This window comes from Comamonas testosteroni TK102 (assembly GCF_000739375.1).
Classification (GTDB): Bacteria; Pseudomonadota; Gammaproteobacteria; order Burkholderiales; family Burkholderiaceae_C; genus Comamonas; species Comamonas brasiliensis.
Map to the genome: position 1 here is coordinate 486,926 of NZ_CP006704.1, position 14,365 is coordinate 501,290.

Consider the following 14,365-nt stretch of genomic DNA (forward strand, 5'->3'; position numbering starts at 1 on the left):
TGGGCAGTATGAAAGTACTGTCCACGCTCCTGTCACTGCGCCCTGCGCACACCGCCTTGCTGGTGGTCGCAGCCCTCGGCGCCAGCGGGCTCACCCTGCCTGCGCATGCCACACGCATCAAGGAGGTTGCCGCCATCCAGGGCGTGCGCAGCAACCAGTTGACAGGCTACGGTCTGGTGGTCGGCCTCGATGGCACGGGCGACCAGACCACGCAGATGCCCTACACCAAGCAGGCGCTGGCCAATTATCTGGAGCAGATGGGCATCGCCCTGCCGGCCACGGGCAATGCGGCCCAGTTGCAGCTCAAGAACGTGGCGGCGGTGATCATCACGGCCGAGCTGCCGGCCTTCGCTCAGCCCGGCCAGGCCATAGACATCAATGTCTCCTCCATGGGCAACGCCAAGTCGCTCAAGGGCGGCACGCTGGTGGCGACACCGCTGCGCGGCGCGGACGGCGAGATCTATGCGCTGGCCCAGGGCAATGTGGTGGTCGGCGGAGCCGGGGCTGCGGCCGGCGGCTCAAAGGTGCAGGTCAACCACCTGAACGCGGGCCGCGTGCCGCAGGGCGCGCAGGTGGAGCGTGCAGTGCCAACCCCCGTCAACCAGGGCAGCACGATCACGCTGGGCCTGAATCAGACCGACTTCCAGACTGCCGACAAGATGGTGCGCGCCATCAACCAGCGCCTGGGTGCCGGTACGGCCATGGCCTTGGACGGCCGCACGGTGCAGGTCAACGCACCCATCGACCCGGGCTCGCGCGTGCGCATGATCGCCGAGATTCAGGAGATGCCCATCGAGACCTCCAAGCCGGCGGCCAAGGTGGTCATCAATGCCCGCACCGGCTCCATCGTGCTCAATCAGGCGGTGACCCTGGGCCCCTGCGCGATTGCCCACGGCAACCTGTCCATCACCATCAGCACCACGCCGGTCATCAGCCAGCCCGCACCGTTCTCGCAGGGGCAGACCGTGGTGGCGCAGAAGTCCGATATTCAGGTCAAGCAGGAGCCCGGCAAGGTCATCAACATGCCCAATTCGCCCCAGCTCACCGATGTGGTGCGGGCACTGAATTCGCTGGGCGCCACGCCCCAGGACCTGCTGGCCATCCTGCAGGCCATCAAGGCCGCGGGCGCGATGGACGCCGAGCTGGAGGTGATATGAGCACGTCATTGCCCCATTCTTCATCGCTGGCGGCCAGCAATGCGCTGGCTGTCGATGCACGTTCGCTCAATGCGCTCAAGACGGCGGCCGGCGAGAACAGCCCCCAGGCCGCACGCGAGACCGCCAAGCAGCTCGAATCGCTGTTCATGCGCGAGATGATCAAGAGCATGCGCGAGGCGACCATGAAGTCCGGTCTGCTCGACAGCGCGCAGGGCAATCTCAGCACCGACCTGCTGGATCAGCAACTTTCGGTGGCCATGGCGGGACAGCCCGGCGGTCTCACCGATGCCATCAGCAAGCAGCTGGCGCGCAGCATGGGAGTCGACGCCGCCGAGGACGCCGAAATTGCCGTGCCTTCCACCCTGAGCCTGAGCCGCAATGCCTGGCGCAATGTGGGCAGCAACGGCGCCTGGAGCGGCAGCCGCAGCCAGGCTGCGCAAACGATCAATGCCTATGCACCGGCTCCCAAGGGCCGCGACAATTTCGTCACGGCACACACCGGCGCGGCCCAGCGCGTGGCCAGCGAGAGCGGTATCCCGGCTCACTACATGATCGGCCAGGCAGGGCATGAGACGGGCTGGGGCAGGAGCGAGATCCGCAACAAGGACGGCAGCAACTCGTTCAACCTGTTCGGCATCAAGGCCGGCGGCAGCTGGACGGGCAAGGTTGCCGAAGTCACGACCACCGAATACATCAATGGCGCGCCCAAGAAGGTGACGGCCAAATTCCGCGCCTATGACTCCTACGAGGAGTCATTCCGCGACTACGCACGCCTGATCGGCAGCAATCCGCGCTACGAAAAAGCCATGGCCCAGACCGGTTCTGCCCAGGCCTATGCCAGCGAGCTGCAAAAGGCCGGCTACGCCACCGATCCGGCCTATGCGCAAAAGCTCAGCCGCGCCATCCAGAGCGTGGCCCAGGTCGCAGTCGCCAACGCCGGCAGCACCAACGTCGCAAGCCGTCTGGGCGCCAGCGCCCGTGCCGCCCAGATCAACAAGATCACCGAGAACCAGTCATGAGTCTTCTGAACGTGGGCGCACGCGCCCTGATGGCCAACCAGATCGCCCTGCAGACCACAGGGCACAACATCGCCAACGTCAACACCGCGGGCTACTCGCGCCAGAGCGTGGCCTTCCAGACCTCGGCGGGTCAGAACATCGGCAACGGCTATATCGGCAACGGCGCCGATGTGGCCACCATCTTGCGCAACTTCAGCGAGCTGCTCAACCGCCAGGCCGCAGCGGCCAGCGCGGTCAGCGCATCGGACGCGGCGCGCTCGCAGTCGCTCAATCAGATGCAGGAAGTGTTTTCGGGCGGCAGCAATGGTTTGGGCGCTGCAGTCAACGACATGCTGAATTCCTTTGCCGATGTGAGCAGTGCCCCCACGGATCTGACTTCGCGCAACGTGGTGCTCACACGCATGAATGAGCTGGCTGCGCGCTTTCGCTCGGCTTCCGGTCAGCTCGATGAGCTGGACTACAACACCAAGCAGCAGATGACCAACGATGTGAACGTGGTCAACAGCCTGGCCAGCCAGGTCGCGTCGCTGAACTCGCAGATCAGCCGGGCTGTGGCGACTGGCGGTGTGCCCAACGACCTGCTGGATCAGCGCGATCAACTGGTGCGTGACATCAACAAATATGTGCAGACCTCGCAGGTCGACGCCGGCGATGGCTCCATCACGCTGTTTGTAGGCGGCAGCCAGCCGCTGGTGATGGGGCAGACTGCCGCGCAACTCAGTCTCAAGGAGTCTGTGCAATACCCTGGCAGCGGCCAGATGAGCCTGTACTTCCAGCAAGGCAGCGGGCAGACGGTGGAGCTGACGGCCAATATGGTTGGTGGCGGTGAGCTGGCGGGTCTGCTGCAATTTCAGAACTCCGACTTGACCGAGGGCCGCAATTTGCTGGGCCGCATGGCGGCCACGCTGGGTGCTGCCATGAATCAGCAGCAGCAAAGCGGCCTGACGCTGGATGGCAAGCCGGGCGCTGCCCTGTTCACCGTGCCCAGCACGGTTGTGGGGCATACCTCGATTGCCGGCATCACGGCGCAGGCGCAGTTTGTGGATACGGCTTCCACCAGCATTCCAAAGACGCCGCTGGATTACACGGGCTATCAAGCCTCCGATTACAAGGTGCTGTTCAAGGACAACGGCGCGTTGTCACTGATTCGTCTGTCGGACAACAAAGTCACGGATTTTGCCGATATCAATGAGCTGGCAACGACCACGGTTGACGGTTTGCGCTTCAATGTATCGGGTGCCGGAGCAAAAGGCGAGTCCGTCCTGTTTCAGCCCTATGCCAATGTTGCGCATGACTTCAAGGCCCTGGTGTCCTCGCCGCGCGATCTGGCTGCAGCCAATCCGATTACAGCGGGCATGTCGCAGAGCAACAAGGGCAATCTGCAGCTGGCGGGACTGAAAGTCAATTCGGGTGACTTCACGGTGCCGCCTACGACTACCGGTGTGCAACTGAGCTTTCAAACCGATGCGCAAGGCAATATCAGCTATACCGTTTCGGGCTCCAGCAATGCTGGCAGCAACGTCAGTGGCAAGCCCTATGTGTCTGGCCAACCGATTGAGGTCGATGGCTGGTCCATCACGCTGACGGGGACGCCTCACGACGGCGATTCGGTACTGGTGGGCGATGCGCTGGATCCTCAGTATGGTGACGCCTATACGCGCAATGCCGGCAATGCGGGGGCCTTTATGGATCTGCGCGACGCCAAGGTGTTTGATGGTGGTACCAGTCTCAGCGACGGTTACTCGGCACTGATCGCTCAGGTCGGCACACGCACCCAGAGTGCCAATTACGCCGCCAAGCTCTCCAGCACGATTGCCGACAATCTGGAGGCTGACCGCACGGCTGTGTCGGGAGTCAACCTCGACGAGGAAGCCGCCAAGCTGCTGCAGTTCCAGCAGGCCTACCAGGCCTCGGCCAAGATGCTGCAGGTGGCACAGGGAATTTTTGACAGCGTGGTTCAGGCCGTGGGCCGCTGATCCGCAACAAGGAGCCAATCATGACCAATATCGCCCGCGTTGGCACGGCCAGCATGTATGACAGCTCGGTTCGCAACATCAATTCGCGCCAGAGCAATCTGGTCGACCTGATGGACAAGATTACCGCTGGCAAGCGCGTGCTGCGCGCCAGCGACGACCCGGTGGCGGCCGCCCAGGCCGAGCGCGCCCGTACCAGGCTGACACGCACCGAGTCCGATCAGCGCTCTCTGGACGCGCAACGAAATATCATCTCCTACGGCGAAGCGACTCTGGGCGAGGCCAACAAGGCTTTGCAAGACTTCCGCGATCTGCTGGTGAATGCGGGCAATGGCACGTTCAACCAGACCTCGCGCGATGCATTGGTGGCGCAGATGACGAGCCTGCGCGACCAGCTCATGGGCTATGCCAACCGCAAGGACAGCAATGGCTTGCCGCTGTTTCGCGGCCTCGACAGCTCCGAGCAGCCCGTGCAGGGCTACACGTTTGCGGGCCAGCCCGGTCAGTCCGGCAGTGGCGACAACAGCATTCCCAACTCGCTCGATGGTGCAGCGGCATGGATGAATGTGCCGACCGGAAACGGCGTGCTGGAAGTCAATGCAAACCAGAGCAACAAGGGCAAGGCCTGGGCCGATGTGGGCGTGATCTCGGACCCGTCCGCCGCAACCGCGCTGACCACGCCCGTCAGCGTCGAGTTCTCCATGGATGCCGACGGCAAGCCTCAGTACAGCCTGGATGGCGGAGCGACCTTCAAGCCTTACAAATCGGGTGAGGCGATCGAGGTGGCTGGCATGAAGCTGACCATCACGGGCGAACCTGCCGCCGGCGACAGCTTTACCGTGTCACCCAGCCAGCGCTCGAACATTTTCAGCGTGCTGGACAAGGCGATTGATGCCGTGCGCAACGGCAGCAATACCGATGGCTCCACGGCGACGGGGGCATTGACCCATGCCATCGCCAAGGGCCTGGCGGAAATCGATACCGGCATGAGCCGTATGCAGACCGTGCAGAGCTTTGCGGGTGACTTGCTCAACCGTGCCGATCGCATTGAAACCGGACTGTCCGCACAGTCGTTGCAGCAAGAGGCTGACCGCTCAAGAGCCGAAGATCTGGATATGATTCCCGCGCTTTCTGAAAAAGAAACCCAGACCGTGGGTCTGCAGGCGGCTCTGCAGTCTTATGCTCAGATCCAGAAGCTGTCACTGTTCAACTACATCGGCTGATTCCTGCGGGCTCTGCCCGTCTTGATGTCTCGTCGTTCACCTGTCCAAATCCTCCATGACCCAGTCTGCCCTCAGCTCTTTGACTCTTGGTTATCGGCCGCTCTGGGGACGTACGCGACGCCTGGCAGGGATTCAGCTTTATGTGCACGAGGACTCTGGCAGCTCTGCCGACATGGCGCATTTTCTGCGCACCGTGGATGAGATCTGGAGCCGTCAGGCGCCGCCGCTGCTGATATCGCCACAGTCCCGCCAGGTTCTGTGCAATCTTCTCGAGCATGCACCTCAGGGTAGCCCCTGGATCGAGGTGCGCGGTGACTGGTTGCAGCAGGATGAAGGTATTTACGAGCTGGTGCAGAAGGCCAAGGCGCGCGGGCTGATGCTGGTCTGGGGAGGATCGCTGGCCGATGTGCCCGATGCCGATGCGGCGCGCTGCTTTGCCAGCAGCCTGCTGAGCCTGCCGCCGCAAGGAGCCGCAGGACTGCCCAATGTGGTGCGCCCAAGCCAGCCGGCAAAGGATGCAGACAGGGAGGCCGCTTCGGGCTTTTTTGCCACCCAGCCCCTGAATCTGCTGGACGGCCAGATGTACCAGAGCCTGCAGAGCCTGGAGCTGGCGCGCTCCTGTCTCGACGAGCACGAAGCGGCCGCCGTGGCCGGCTGGCCTGTGGCAGACACCATGCAGGCTTTTCGGCTGCAGCAGCCCCAGCCCTCGCGCGATGCGCTCTTCAGGCTGATGAAGGCCATCGACAAGGAGCAGTCCCTGGATGTGATGGAAGAGATACTGGGTTCGGACCCGGTGCTGGCCTATCGCTTTCTGCTCTATACCAACTCGGCCGCGCTGGGCTTGCGCCGCGGCGTGGACTCGCTGCGCCGCGGGCTGGTGATGTTGGGGCTTGGCACGCTGGAGCGCTGGCTGGCCGACCAGCTGCCCCATGCCTGCACCGAACAGGATCTGGTGCCTCTGCGCACCCAGGTCGTGCTGCGCGCAAGGCTGGCCGAGCAGCTGATCGAGGCCGGGGTGAGCCTGGACCTGCAGCGCGAGATGTATTTGTGCAGCCTGTTTTCGCAGCTGGATCTGCTGCTGCATGAGCCGGTGGCCACCATCTTGCGACGCACACCGCTGAATGAGCGTATCTTCGATGCCATCGTCACGCGCACCGGTCCCTATGCGGCCGTGCTGCAGATGAGCCAGGCCCTGGAGAGCCGCGACCCGGCGCCCATCCGGCAGTTGCGCGAGCAGGAGGATTGGGAGGCCGAGGACCTCAACCGGATGCTGCTGCGCATGCTCGGTGAACTCAGGCTGGGCATGCCCCAGGCTCAGACCTGAGTGTCCGGATGAAAATTCACTGAAAACAGGCCTAATCCCATTGCAGATGGGGGATGGCAGCTATCAAACTGATGAATGTGCGATGGGGCAGAGTCGTGCATAAGCAGGGCTTGGCTGCCGCTTATCCACGCATTGCAGGGGCGCCGGATTCGGACAATTGGGACATCCAATCCGTCCGTGCGCCATGTCCGAATCCCAAGACAAAAACCTGCCCGCCACCGAACGCAAGCTGCAGAAGACGCGTGAAGACGGCCAAGGTGCGCGCTCGCGCGATCTGTCGCACCTGGCCATTCTGGGCACGGGCGCTTTGCTGGTGCTGATGGGCACCCAGCCCATGATGAATCATCTGCGCGAGGCCATGGCCCAGCAACTGGTGTTCAATGCCGTGACAGCCAAGACTCCGGCGCTGATGCTGGAGCGCTTTCAGTCCATGCTGATGCTGGGTCTTGGAATTTCCGTGATCTTCGCGCTGGTGACCACCACGGCCTCGGTGCTGTCCGGCGTGGCTGCAGGTGGCTGGATCTTCAGCTTCAAGCCCATTCAGCCGCGCTTTGGCAAGCTCAATCCCTTGTCTGGCCTCAAGAATCTGTTCTCCAAGCAGCAACTGACCACGGTGGTCAAGATGGTGTTCCTGACCATCGTGCTGGGCTTCGTGGCCTGGAAGTACATGAGTGCCAATATTGCCGAGATTGCATCGGTTTCGGCCCAGCCATCGCCCATGGCGCTCGCCATGGTGGGCTCCTGGCTGACCACGGGCGTCACCCTGCTGCTGGTCGTGGTGCTGCTGGTGGCCCTGATCGATGTGCCGTTGCAGGCCTTTCTCTTCAAGTCGCGCCTCAAGATGAGTCATGAGGAGGTCAAGCAGGAGCACAAGGAGTCCGAAGGCAACCCGCAGCTCAAGGGCAAGATCCGCCAGAAGCAGCGCGAGATCGCCGACCGGGCCAGCGTCTCGGCCGTGCCCAGAGCCGACTTTGTGGTCACCAACCCTACCCACTATGCCGTGGCACTGCGTTATGACGATGCCACCATGGCCGCGCCCCAGGTGATTGCCAAGGGCACGGATCTGGTGGCGCTCAAGATTCGCGAAATCGCGGGCGCGCATCAGATCCCGGTGCTTGAGTCGCCCATGCTGGCGCGCGCTCTCTATGCCCATGCCGATCTGGATCAGGCCATCCCCGCCGCGCTTTACACGGCCGTGGCCCAGGTGCTGGCCTATGTCTATCGTCTCAAGGCTGCACTGAGCGGCCAGGGTCCCATGCCCGATGCGCTGGGCGAGCCCCCCGTGCCTGTGGAGCTGGATCCGCACCGTGGCCGCACCCAGCCTGCGGCGGTCGATGCTGCTGCGCAGCAAGAAGGTAATCTGTGATGTCGTCGAATCCTCTGCAACTGTTCCAGAAGTGGTCTGGCTCCAATGCCGGCGCCCTGCAAGGGATGACTACTCCCATTCTGGTGGTGGCCATTCTGGGTCTGATGGTGTTGCCCGTGCCGCCCTGGCTGCTGGACACCTTCTTCACCCTCAATATTGCCGTGGCGCTGATGGTGATGATGGTGGCGGCCTACATGATCAAGCCGCTGGATTTCGCGGCCTTCCCTTCGGTGCTGCTGCTGACCACGCTGATGCGCCTGTCGCTCAACGTGGCGTCGACGCGCGTGGTACTGATGGAGGGCCACACCGGCCCCGGCGCCGCGGGTGCGGTGATCGAGGCTTTCGGCCACTTCCTGATCGGCGGCAACTTTGCCGTGGGTCTGATCGTGTTCAGCATTCTGGTGGTCATCAACTTCGTGGTGATTACCAAGGGCGCAGAGCGTATTGCCGAAGTCTCGGCCCGCTTCACACTGGACGCGATGCCCGGCAAGCAGATGGCGGTGGACGCCGATCTGAACGCCGGCCTGATCGACGAGAAGGAAGCCAAGCGCCGCCGTGCCGAAGTGGGCGAGGAAGCCAATTTCTTCGGCTCCATGGACGGAGCCAGCAAGTTTGTGCGCGGCGACGCGATTGCCGGCATCTTGATTCTGGTGATCAACGTCATCGGCGGCCTGATCATCGGCATGGCCCAGCACGGCCTGACCGCGGGCCAGGCGGCCGACAGCTATATCCTGCTGGCCGTGGGCGATGCGCTGGTGGCGCAGATTCCGGGTCTGTTGATCTCGGTGGCCTCGGCCATGGTGATCTCGCGCGTGGGCAAGGAATCCGATATGGGCCGCCAGATCGTGCAGCAGCTGTTCATGTCGCCCAAGGTGCTGGGCATCACGGCCGGCGTGATGATCCTGCTGGGCCTGATTCCCGGCATGCCGCATCTGGTGTTCATCAGCATGGGGGCATTGCTGGGCTGGGGTGCCTGGATGCTGGACAAGCGGGAGAAAGCCCGCGTCGCAGAAGAAAACAGCGCCGCGGCACCCCAGCAGCAGGCTGTGCAGGGTGACGGCGAAGCGAGCTGGGACGATCTGCAACCCGTGGATCTGCTCGGCCTGGAGCTGGGTTACCGCCTGATTGCCTTGGTGGACAAGAGCCGTCAGGGCGACTTGTTGACGCGTATCAAGGGTGTGCGCCGCAAGTTTGCACAGGAGGTGGGCTTTCTGCCCCCGGCCGTACATGTGCGCGACAACCTGGAGCTCAAGCCCAGTGCCTATCGCATGACGCTGCGCGGCGTCATGGTGGGTGAGGGCGAAGCCTTCCCCGGCATGTTCCTGGCCATCAATCCCGGCGGCATCACCACGCCGCTGATAGGCACGGCCACGACCGATCCTGCCTTTGGCCTGCCCGCGCACTGGATTGACGAGCGGCAGAAGGAAGCGGCACAAATGGCCGGTTTTACCGTCGTTGATTCGGAAACCGTGATGGCGACGCATTTGTCACACTTGATGCAAGTGCACGCGGCCAAGCTGTTGTCTCGTACTGAGACGCAGCAGCTCGTTGACCATGTGGCCAAGCTGGCCCCCAAACTCATCGAAGAAGTCATCCCGAAAATGGTGCCCATCACAACGTTCCAGAAAGTGCTCCAGCTGCTGCTGGAGGACTCTGTGCACATTCGTGATATCCGCACCATCATCGAGACGCTGGCCGAAAACGCCACGCAGACGGCCGATCCGGTGGAGCTGGCGCGTCGCGTGCGCATTGCGCTGTCGCCTGCCATCGTGCAGCAGATCTACGGTCCGACCCGCGAGCTCAATGTGATTGCCATCGAGCCCGGCCTGGAGCGTCTGCTGGTGCAGGCACTGTCGAACCCCAATGCGCCATCGCTGGACCCCGGCGTGGCTGAAATCCTCACACAAAAAGCGGTCGATGTGGCCAACCAACAGGAAGAGCTGGGTCTGCCCGCCTGCCTGCTGGTGCCGGACGTCATCCGCAACTCTCTTGCCAAGCTGCTGCGCCGTGTGGCGCCGCGTCTGCAGGTGCTCGCGCACAGCGAGATTCCCGAGACGCACACCATCCGCATCGGCCCGATTCTTAAAGGTGCAACCGCATGAATATCAAACGCTTTTACGCCCCGACTGCCCGTGAGGCCCTGGCCAAGGCGCGCATGGTTTTTGGCGACGGCACCCTGATTCTCTCCAACCGACAGACGCCGGATGGAGTGGAAGTCATGGCCACGGCCGAAGAGACCCTTCAGGACATGGATGCCGGCATGCAGACCGGCTCGCCCCTGCAAAAGGCACTGGAGCGCCGCGCAAGTGACGAAGGCATGAGCCTGCGCAAGGAGCACTCGCCTCTGGCCCCCGCTGCTGCCAGGCGCAGCCGGGGCGGTGAAGCCATGAGTACGCTGGAGCATGTGCAGGCGCGTCAGACGGCCAAGGAAGAGCAGGCCCGCGAGATGCAGATTCAGGCCAAGCCGGTCAAGGCCATCAATGAACTGGCCCAGCATTCCGTGCAGGACGATGTGGAGCAACTGTCCATGAGCACGCTGACCTTCCAGGACTATGTGCGCGAGCGCATGCTGCGCCGCCGCCATGAGTCGTCGCTGGACAGCAGCGAAGCGCTGCCCACCTTTGCCCAGCGCGTGCAGGAGCGCAACAACGAGCGCCCTGCCATGGCCGCCAAGTCTCAGGCAGCCAGCGCTGCGGTGATCCGCCACAATCCTCTGCGTCCCGAGAAGATCCAGCTCAAGGAAAGCGCCAGACCCGTCAGTACGGCTGCACCTCAGAACTTCATGCAGGAGATGCAGTCCATGAAGGATCTGATCGAGGAGCGCTTCAACACGCTGACCTGGCTGGGCCAGACGCGTCAGAACCCGATCCAGTCCAGCCTGATGCACAAGCTCATCCGCGCCGGATACTCGCCCGCACTTGCACGTGCGCTGATCGAGAAGCTGCCAGAGACGCTCTCCGCCGGCGACGCCGTGCGCTGGCTGATGCAGGTGCTGGAGCGCAATCTGCGCACCGATGCAGCCCAGCCTGCCATCTACGAGCAGGGCGGGGTGTTTGCCCTGGTCGGCGCGACCGGCGTGGGCAAGACCACCACCACGGCCAAGCTGGCGGCGCTGTGCGCGGCCAAGCATGGTCCCGCATCCGTGGGTCTGATCACGCTGGATACCTATCGCATCGGTGGCCATGACCAGTTGCGCACCTATGCCCGCATGCTGGGCATGGTGGCCCATCAGGCCCATGACAAGGCTGCGCTGCAGGACCTGCTCGGACTGCTGCAGAGCAAGAAGATGGTGCTGATCGATACGACCGGCGTGGCCCCGCGTGATCCGCGCAAGGACGAGATCATGGATGTGCTGGCCATTGAGGGCGTGCAGCAGCTGCTGGCCGTCAATGCAGCCGCTCAGGGCGATGCGCAGGACGATGTCATGCAGGCCTTCAAGGCGCGCGGATCGCAACACGCCATCCTCACCAAGGTCGATGAAGCCGTGAAGGTTGGTCCTTCGGTGGACACGCTGATCCGTCATCAGATCCAGCTGCGCGGCGTGACCAATGGCCAGCGCGTGCCCGAAGACTTCGAACGCGCCAATGCGCAACTGCTGGTCTCGGCCTCCATGCGCTCGGCGGCCAAGTCGGCCTTTGATCCCCAGTCGCTGGATCTGGACTTCTTCTTCACCCCTTCGTCCGCCAGCAGCGCAGAGGCTGCCCATGCTTGAGCGTCGCTCGCCATTGCATCAGGGCATGGCTCTGCATGTGAGCGATGCCAGCACCGCAGGCTTGCGCGTGCTGGCCGTGCTGCACAGCGCATCGGGTGCGGCTGCCGAGCAGGCCGTGCTCTGGCCGTTGTGCGCCCAGTTGCAGCGCCTGGGGCAGAAGGTGCTGGTGCTCGATGGCAGCCAGGCCGAATCCTTTCACACGCCAGGTCTTGCCCAGCTGCTGGCGCAGCATGCCTGGCAGGCTCAGGCGGGACTGCGCGCAAGCGTCGGCGACGCCCAGTCGGTGGCCAGCCTGCCCGCGCGACTGGGCCTCAAACAGCTCAAGGCCTCTGCCGACGAGATGGGGCTGGACATGCTGACGGCCCTGCAAGCCTATGTGCGCGGCTACACCACCGTTCTCATCTATGCGAGCAGCGAGACCCTGACGCCGCTGCTGCAAGGCCAGGGCCTGCAGCCGCTGCTGGTCGTGCCACCCGATTCCGAACACCTCATTGAAAGCTACCGTCAGCTCAAGCATCTGGCCTTGTTTGCCGGTGTAGAGTGCACGATTGCCGCACTGGAGGCACCGCTCGCGGCTGATGGTCCGCAGAAATACGACTGGAGCCGCAAGCAAAGCAGCTCGCAGACAGCCAAGCAAAACGCTCAGACACGCTTGCAGCGCCTGAATGCACTGCTACAGTGTTCGCAGCGCCATCTGGGCGATGCCCCGGTGCTCATGCGCTTGCGCTGGCGTCAGGCCAGCGATCTGCATCAGCTCACGCTGCACATGCTCAAGACGGCCTGCATCCTGCCCATGCAGGCCCAGCCCACGGCGGCTGCCGCGCCTGAATCCCTTGTCTGGAGCCATTGACTGCCATGTACACCGCCAAAGGCCAACTCGACCGCGACGCGCTGATTCGTCAGCATGTGCCGCTTGTGCGTCGAATTGCCTTGCACATGATCGCCAAACTGCCACCGAACGTCGAGCTGGATGACCTGATCCAGGTAGGCATGATCGGTCTGGCCGAAGCGCTGTCGCGCTTCGAGAGCGAGCAAGGCGTGCAATTCGACACTTTCGCCAGCCAGCGCATTCGTGGCGCCATGCTGGACGAACTGCGCGAAGGCGACTGGATGAGCCGTAGCTCACGCAAAAGCCAGAAGGAAATCGAGCAGGCGCTCAACCGCCTGGAACAGCGCCTGGGCCGGCCCCCGCTGGAGTCGGAGATCGCGGCCGAGCTGGGCATGGCCCTGGACGACTATCAGTCCCTGCTGGGCAAGGTGCGCGGCACGCAGCTGGTCTATCTCGAGGACATAGGCGGAGGTGACGGCGACGACGGCGACGACTATCTGGAGCGGCATGTGGCTGACTCTGGTGCCGACCCCTTTGCCTTGCTGCGTGACCAGCGCATGCGCTCCGCATTGGTCGAGGCCATCAAGGCCCTGCCGGAGCGCGAGCAGTATGTGATGGGCATGTACTACGAGCACGACATGAACCTCAAGGAAATCGCCGCCGTGCTCGGCGTGACCGAGTCGCGGGTCTGCCAGCTGCACAGTCAGGCCATCGCCCGTCTGCGCACCAAGATGCGCTCGCATTGAACACCTGAAACGGTCCGCCAGGAGAGCGGGCCATTGACCAGAACAAAGCCGCCGCTTGGGCAGATCCCATCTGCCCAAGCGGCGGCTTTGTTTTTGCAACGCAGCGGCATGGCTGCGTTTTTCTGCTTCATTGTCGATAGCGTTTGGCGTTCTGCGGCATTGGGTTCATGGATGTCTTGATCGTCGCTGCAAGCAAAAAGCCCTGTTGCATCGCTGCAGCAGGGCTTGGCTTGAGTGGCTTTGCAATCAGTGCATCACATGCGGCTGGCCGTCAAACATGTGCTCGAAACTGGCCAGCCAGGGCTCGGCGAGCACGCGAATCTGGGCATCGTTGCGCAAGATGCGTTGCATGATGCGCGCCTTTTCCTTGCGCAGTTCGGGCGCCAGCTTTTCGTCACGCGAACGAAAGCGCAGCTGCTCGATCAGCACGGCACAAGTGCCCTCATAGCGCGCAACACCGTCCCAGTCCTTGGCCTGGGCGGCCTGCAGCATCTTGGCGCTGCTTTCCTCAATGGCGCGGTAGAAGTCGATCAATGTGTGCTCCATATATGCATTGTTTTATTGCCCGGCTGCAGCAGCGGGAGCGGAACCGATTTCTTGCCAGCCTTGGGCGACAGGCTCCACCAGCGAGACTACCTCTTCCACGGCCTGCACGTCATTGCGCAAATTGGCATGAGTCAGGCGCTGGATGCAATAGTCATACAAGGCGCCCAGGTTAGCGGCAAGCTCTCCGCCCTGTTCGCGGTTGAGACTGCCCTTGAGGCCTTCTTCCAGGATGCGCACCGCACGACCCAGTTGGGTGCCCTTGACCTCTACCTCGCCGCGCTCAATCGCGCCGCGTGCAGCATTCAGGTTCTGCAACAGCCCTTCAAACAGCATCTGAATCAGGCGATGTGGCGATGCGCTTTCCACGCCAGACTGAGCACCTACCTGGCGATAGGCACTCGCAGCGCGGGAAAAAGAGGGGGTATACATGGCAGGCTTCCTTGTCAACGACTTACCTTGGATATCGGCAG

At 63.0% G+C, this 14,365-nt stretch carries 12 protein-coding genes; 10 read left to right on the forward strand and 2 right to left on the reverse strand.

What is annotated here, in order from left to right:
- The first annotated feature begins 8 nt into the window (after nucleotides 1–8).
- From O987_RS02225 to O987_RS02270, 10 genes are all read left to right on the forward strand, one after another.
- Nucleotides 9–1,157, forward strand: coding sequence for a flagellar basal body P-ring protein FlgI (locus tag O987_RS02225; RefSeq protein ID WP_003059198.1), 1,149 nt, complete (start codon nucleotides 9–11; stop codon nucleotides 1,155–1,157).
- Complete coding sequence (gene flgJ, locus O987_RS02230) at nucleotides 1,154–2,176, forward strand: flagellar assembly peptidoglycan hydrolase FlgJ (RefSeq protein ID WP_003059196.1); 1,023 nt, start codon at nucleotides 1,154–1,156, stop codon at nucleotides 2,174–2,176. Before O987_RS02225 ends, flgJ begins: the two co-directional genes overlap by 4 nt.
- The gene (flgK, locus tag O987_RS02235; protein WP_043370689.1) at nucleotides 2,173–4,152 is read left to right on the forward strand and encodes a flagellar hook-associated protein FlgK; all 1,980 of its coding nucleotides are present in this window, start codon (nucleotides 2,173–2,175) and stop codon (nucleotides 4,150–4,152) included. Before flgJ ends, flgK begins: the two co-directional genes overlap by 4 nt.
- A 20-nt stretch (nucleotides 4,153–4,172) precedes the next feature.
- Complete coding sequence (flgL, locus tag O987_RS02240) at nucleotides 4,173–5,372, forward strand: flagellar hook-associated protein FlgL (protein WP_043370691.1); 1,200 nt, start codon at nucleotides 4,173–4,175, stop codon at nucleotides 5,370–5,372.
- A gap of 172 nt (nucleotides 5,373–5,544) precedes the next feature.
- Complete coding sequence (locus O987_RS02245; RefSeq protein ID WP_080731428.1) at nucleotides 5,545–6,696, forward strand: HDOD domain-containing protein; 1,152 nt, start codon at nucleotides 5,545–5,547, stop codon at nucleotides 6,694–6,696.
- A 184-nt stretch (nucleotides 6,697–6,880) separates the two neighbouring features.
- Nucleotides 6,881–8,062: an EscU/YscU/HrcU family type III secretion system export apparatus switch protein gene (locus O987_RS02250; RefSeq protein WP_003059190.1), complete on the forward strand. Its 1,182-nt coding sequence runs from the start codon at nucleotides 6,881–6,883 to the stop codon at nucleotides 8,060–8,062.
- Complete coding sequence (gene flhA / locus O987_RS02255) at nucleotides 8,062–10,164, forward strand: flagellar biosynthesis protein FlhA (protein ID WP_003059188.1); 2,103 nt, start codon at nucleotides 8,062–8,064, stop codon at nucleotides 10,162–10,164. The genes O987_RS02250 and flhA overlap by 1 nt, the downstream gene beginning before the upstream one ends.
- On the forward strand, nucleotides 10,161–11,774 hold the full coding sequence (flhF, locus tag O987_RS02260; RefSeq protein ID WP_043370694.1) for a flagellar biosynthesis protein FlhF: 1,614 nt from the start codon (nucleotides 10,161–10,163) through the stop codon (nucleotides 11,772–11,774). Before flhA ends, flhF begins: the two co-directional genes overlap by 4 nt.
- Nucleotides 11,767–12,624 (forward strand): hypothetical protein, encoded by an 858-nt coding sequence (locus O987_RS02265; RefSeq protein WP_043370696.1) that lies wholly within the window; start codon nucleotides 11,767–11,769, stop codon nucleotides 12,622–12,624. The genes flhF and O987_RS02265 overlap by 8 nt, the downstream gene beginning before the upstream one ends.
- A 5-nt stretch (nucleotides 12,625–12,629) precedes the next feature.
- On the forward strand, nucleotides 12,630–13,349 hold the full coding sequence (locus tag O987_RS02270; protein WP_003059180.1) for an RNA polymerase sigma factor FliA: 720 nt from the start codon (nucleotides 12,630–12,632) through the stop codon (nucleotides 13,347–13,349).
- A gap of 246 nt (nucleotides 13,350–13,595) precedes the next feature.
- On the opposite strand, the gene O987_RS02275 is transcribed toward O987_RS02270, so the two are convergent.
- Nucleotides 13,596–13,895, reverse strand: coding sequence for a flagellar protein FliT (locus O987_RS02275; protein ID WP_003059178.1), 300 nt, complete (start codon nucleotides 13,893–13,895; stop codon nucleotides 13,596–13,598).
- Nucleotides 13,896–13,907: 12 nt separating this feature from the next.
- Nucleotides 13,908–14,324 carry a flagellar export chaperone FliS gene (fliS, locus tag O987_RS02280; RefSeq protein WP_043370698.1) on the reverse strand — a complete coding sequence of 139 codons (417 nt, stop codon included), beginning with the start codon at nucleotides 14,322–14,324 and terminating at the stop codon, nucleotides 13,908–13,910.
- Nucleotides 14,325–14,365: the final 41 nt, after the last annotated feature.

Coding starts and splice junctions, on each gene's coding strand:
- O987_RS02225 (WP_003059198.1), top strand. CDS start 9: ATGAAAGTACTGTCCACGCTCCTGTCACTGCGCCCTGCGCACACCGCC.
- flgJ (WP_003059196.1), top strand. CDS start 1,154: ATGAGCACGTCATTGCCCCATTCTTCATCGCTGGCGGCCAGCAATGCG.
- flgK (WP_043370689.1), top strand. CDS start 2,173: ATGAGTCTTCTGAACGTGGGCGCACGCGCCCTGATGGCCAACCAGATC.
- flgL (WP_043370691.1), top strand. CDS start 4,173: ATGACCAATATCGCCCGCGTTGGCACGGCCAGCATGTATGACAGCTCG.
- O987_RS02245 (WP_080731428.1), top strand. CDS start 5,545: ATGGCGCATTTTCTGCGCACCGTGGATGAGATCTGGAGCCGTCAGGCG.
- O987_RS02250 (WP_003059190.1), top strand. CDS start 6,881: ATGTCCGAATCCCAAGACAAAAACCTGCCCGCCACCGAACGCAAGCTG.
- flhA (WP_003059188.1), top strand. CDS start 8,062: ATGTCGTCGAATCCTCTGCAACTGTTCCAGAAGTGGTCTGGCTCCAAT.
- flhF (WP_043370694.1), top strand. CDS start 10,161: ATGAATATCAAACGCTTTTACGCCCCGACTGCCCGTGAGGCCCTGGCC.
- O987_RS02265 (WP_043370696.1), top strand. CDS start 11,767: ATGCTTGAGCGTCGCTCGCCATTGCATCAGGGCATGGCTCTGCATGTG.
- O987_RS02270 (WP_003059180.1), top strand. CDS start 12,630: ATGTACACCGCCAAAGGCCAACTCGACCGCGACGCGCTGATTCGTCAG.
- O987_RS02275 (WP_003059178.1), bottom strand. CDS start 13,895: ATGGAGCACACATTGATCGACTTCTACCGCGCCATTGAGGAAAGCAGC.
- fliS (WP_043370698.1), bottom strand. CDS start 14,324: ATGTATACCCCCTCTTTTTCCCGCGCTGCGAGTGCCTATCGCCAGGTA.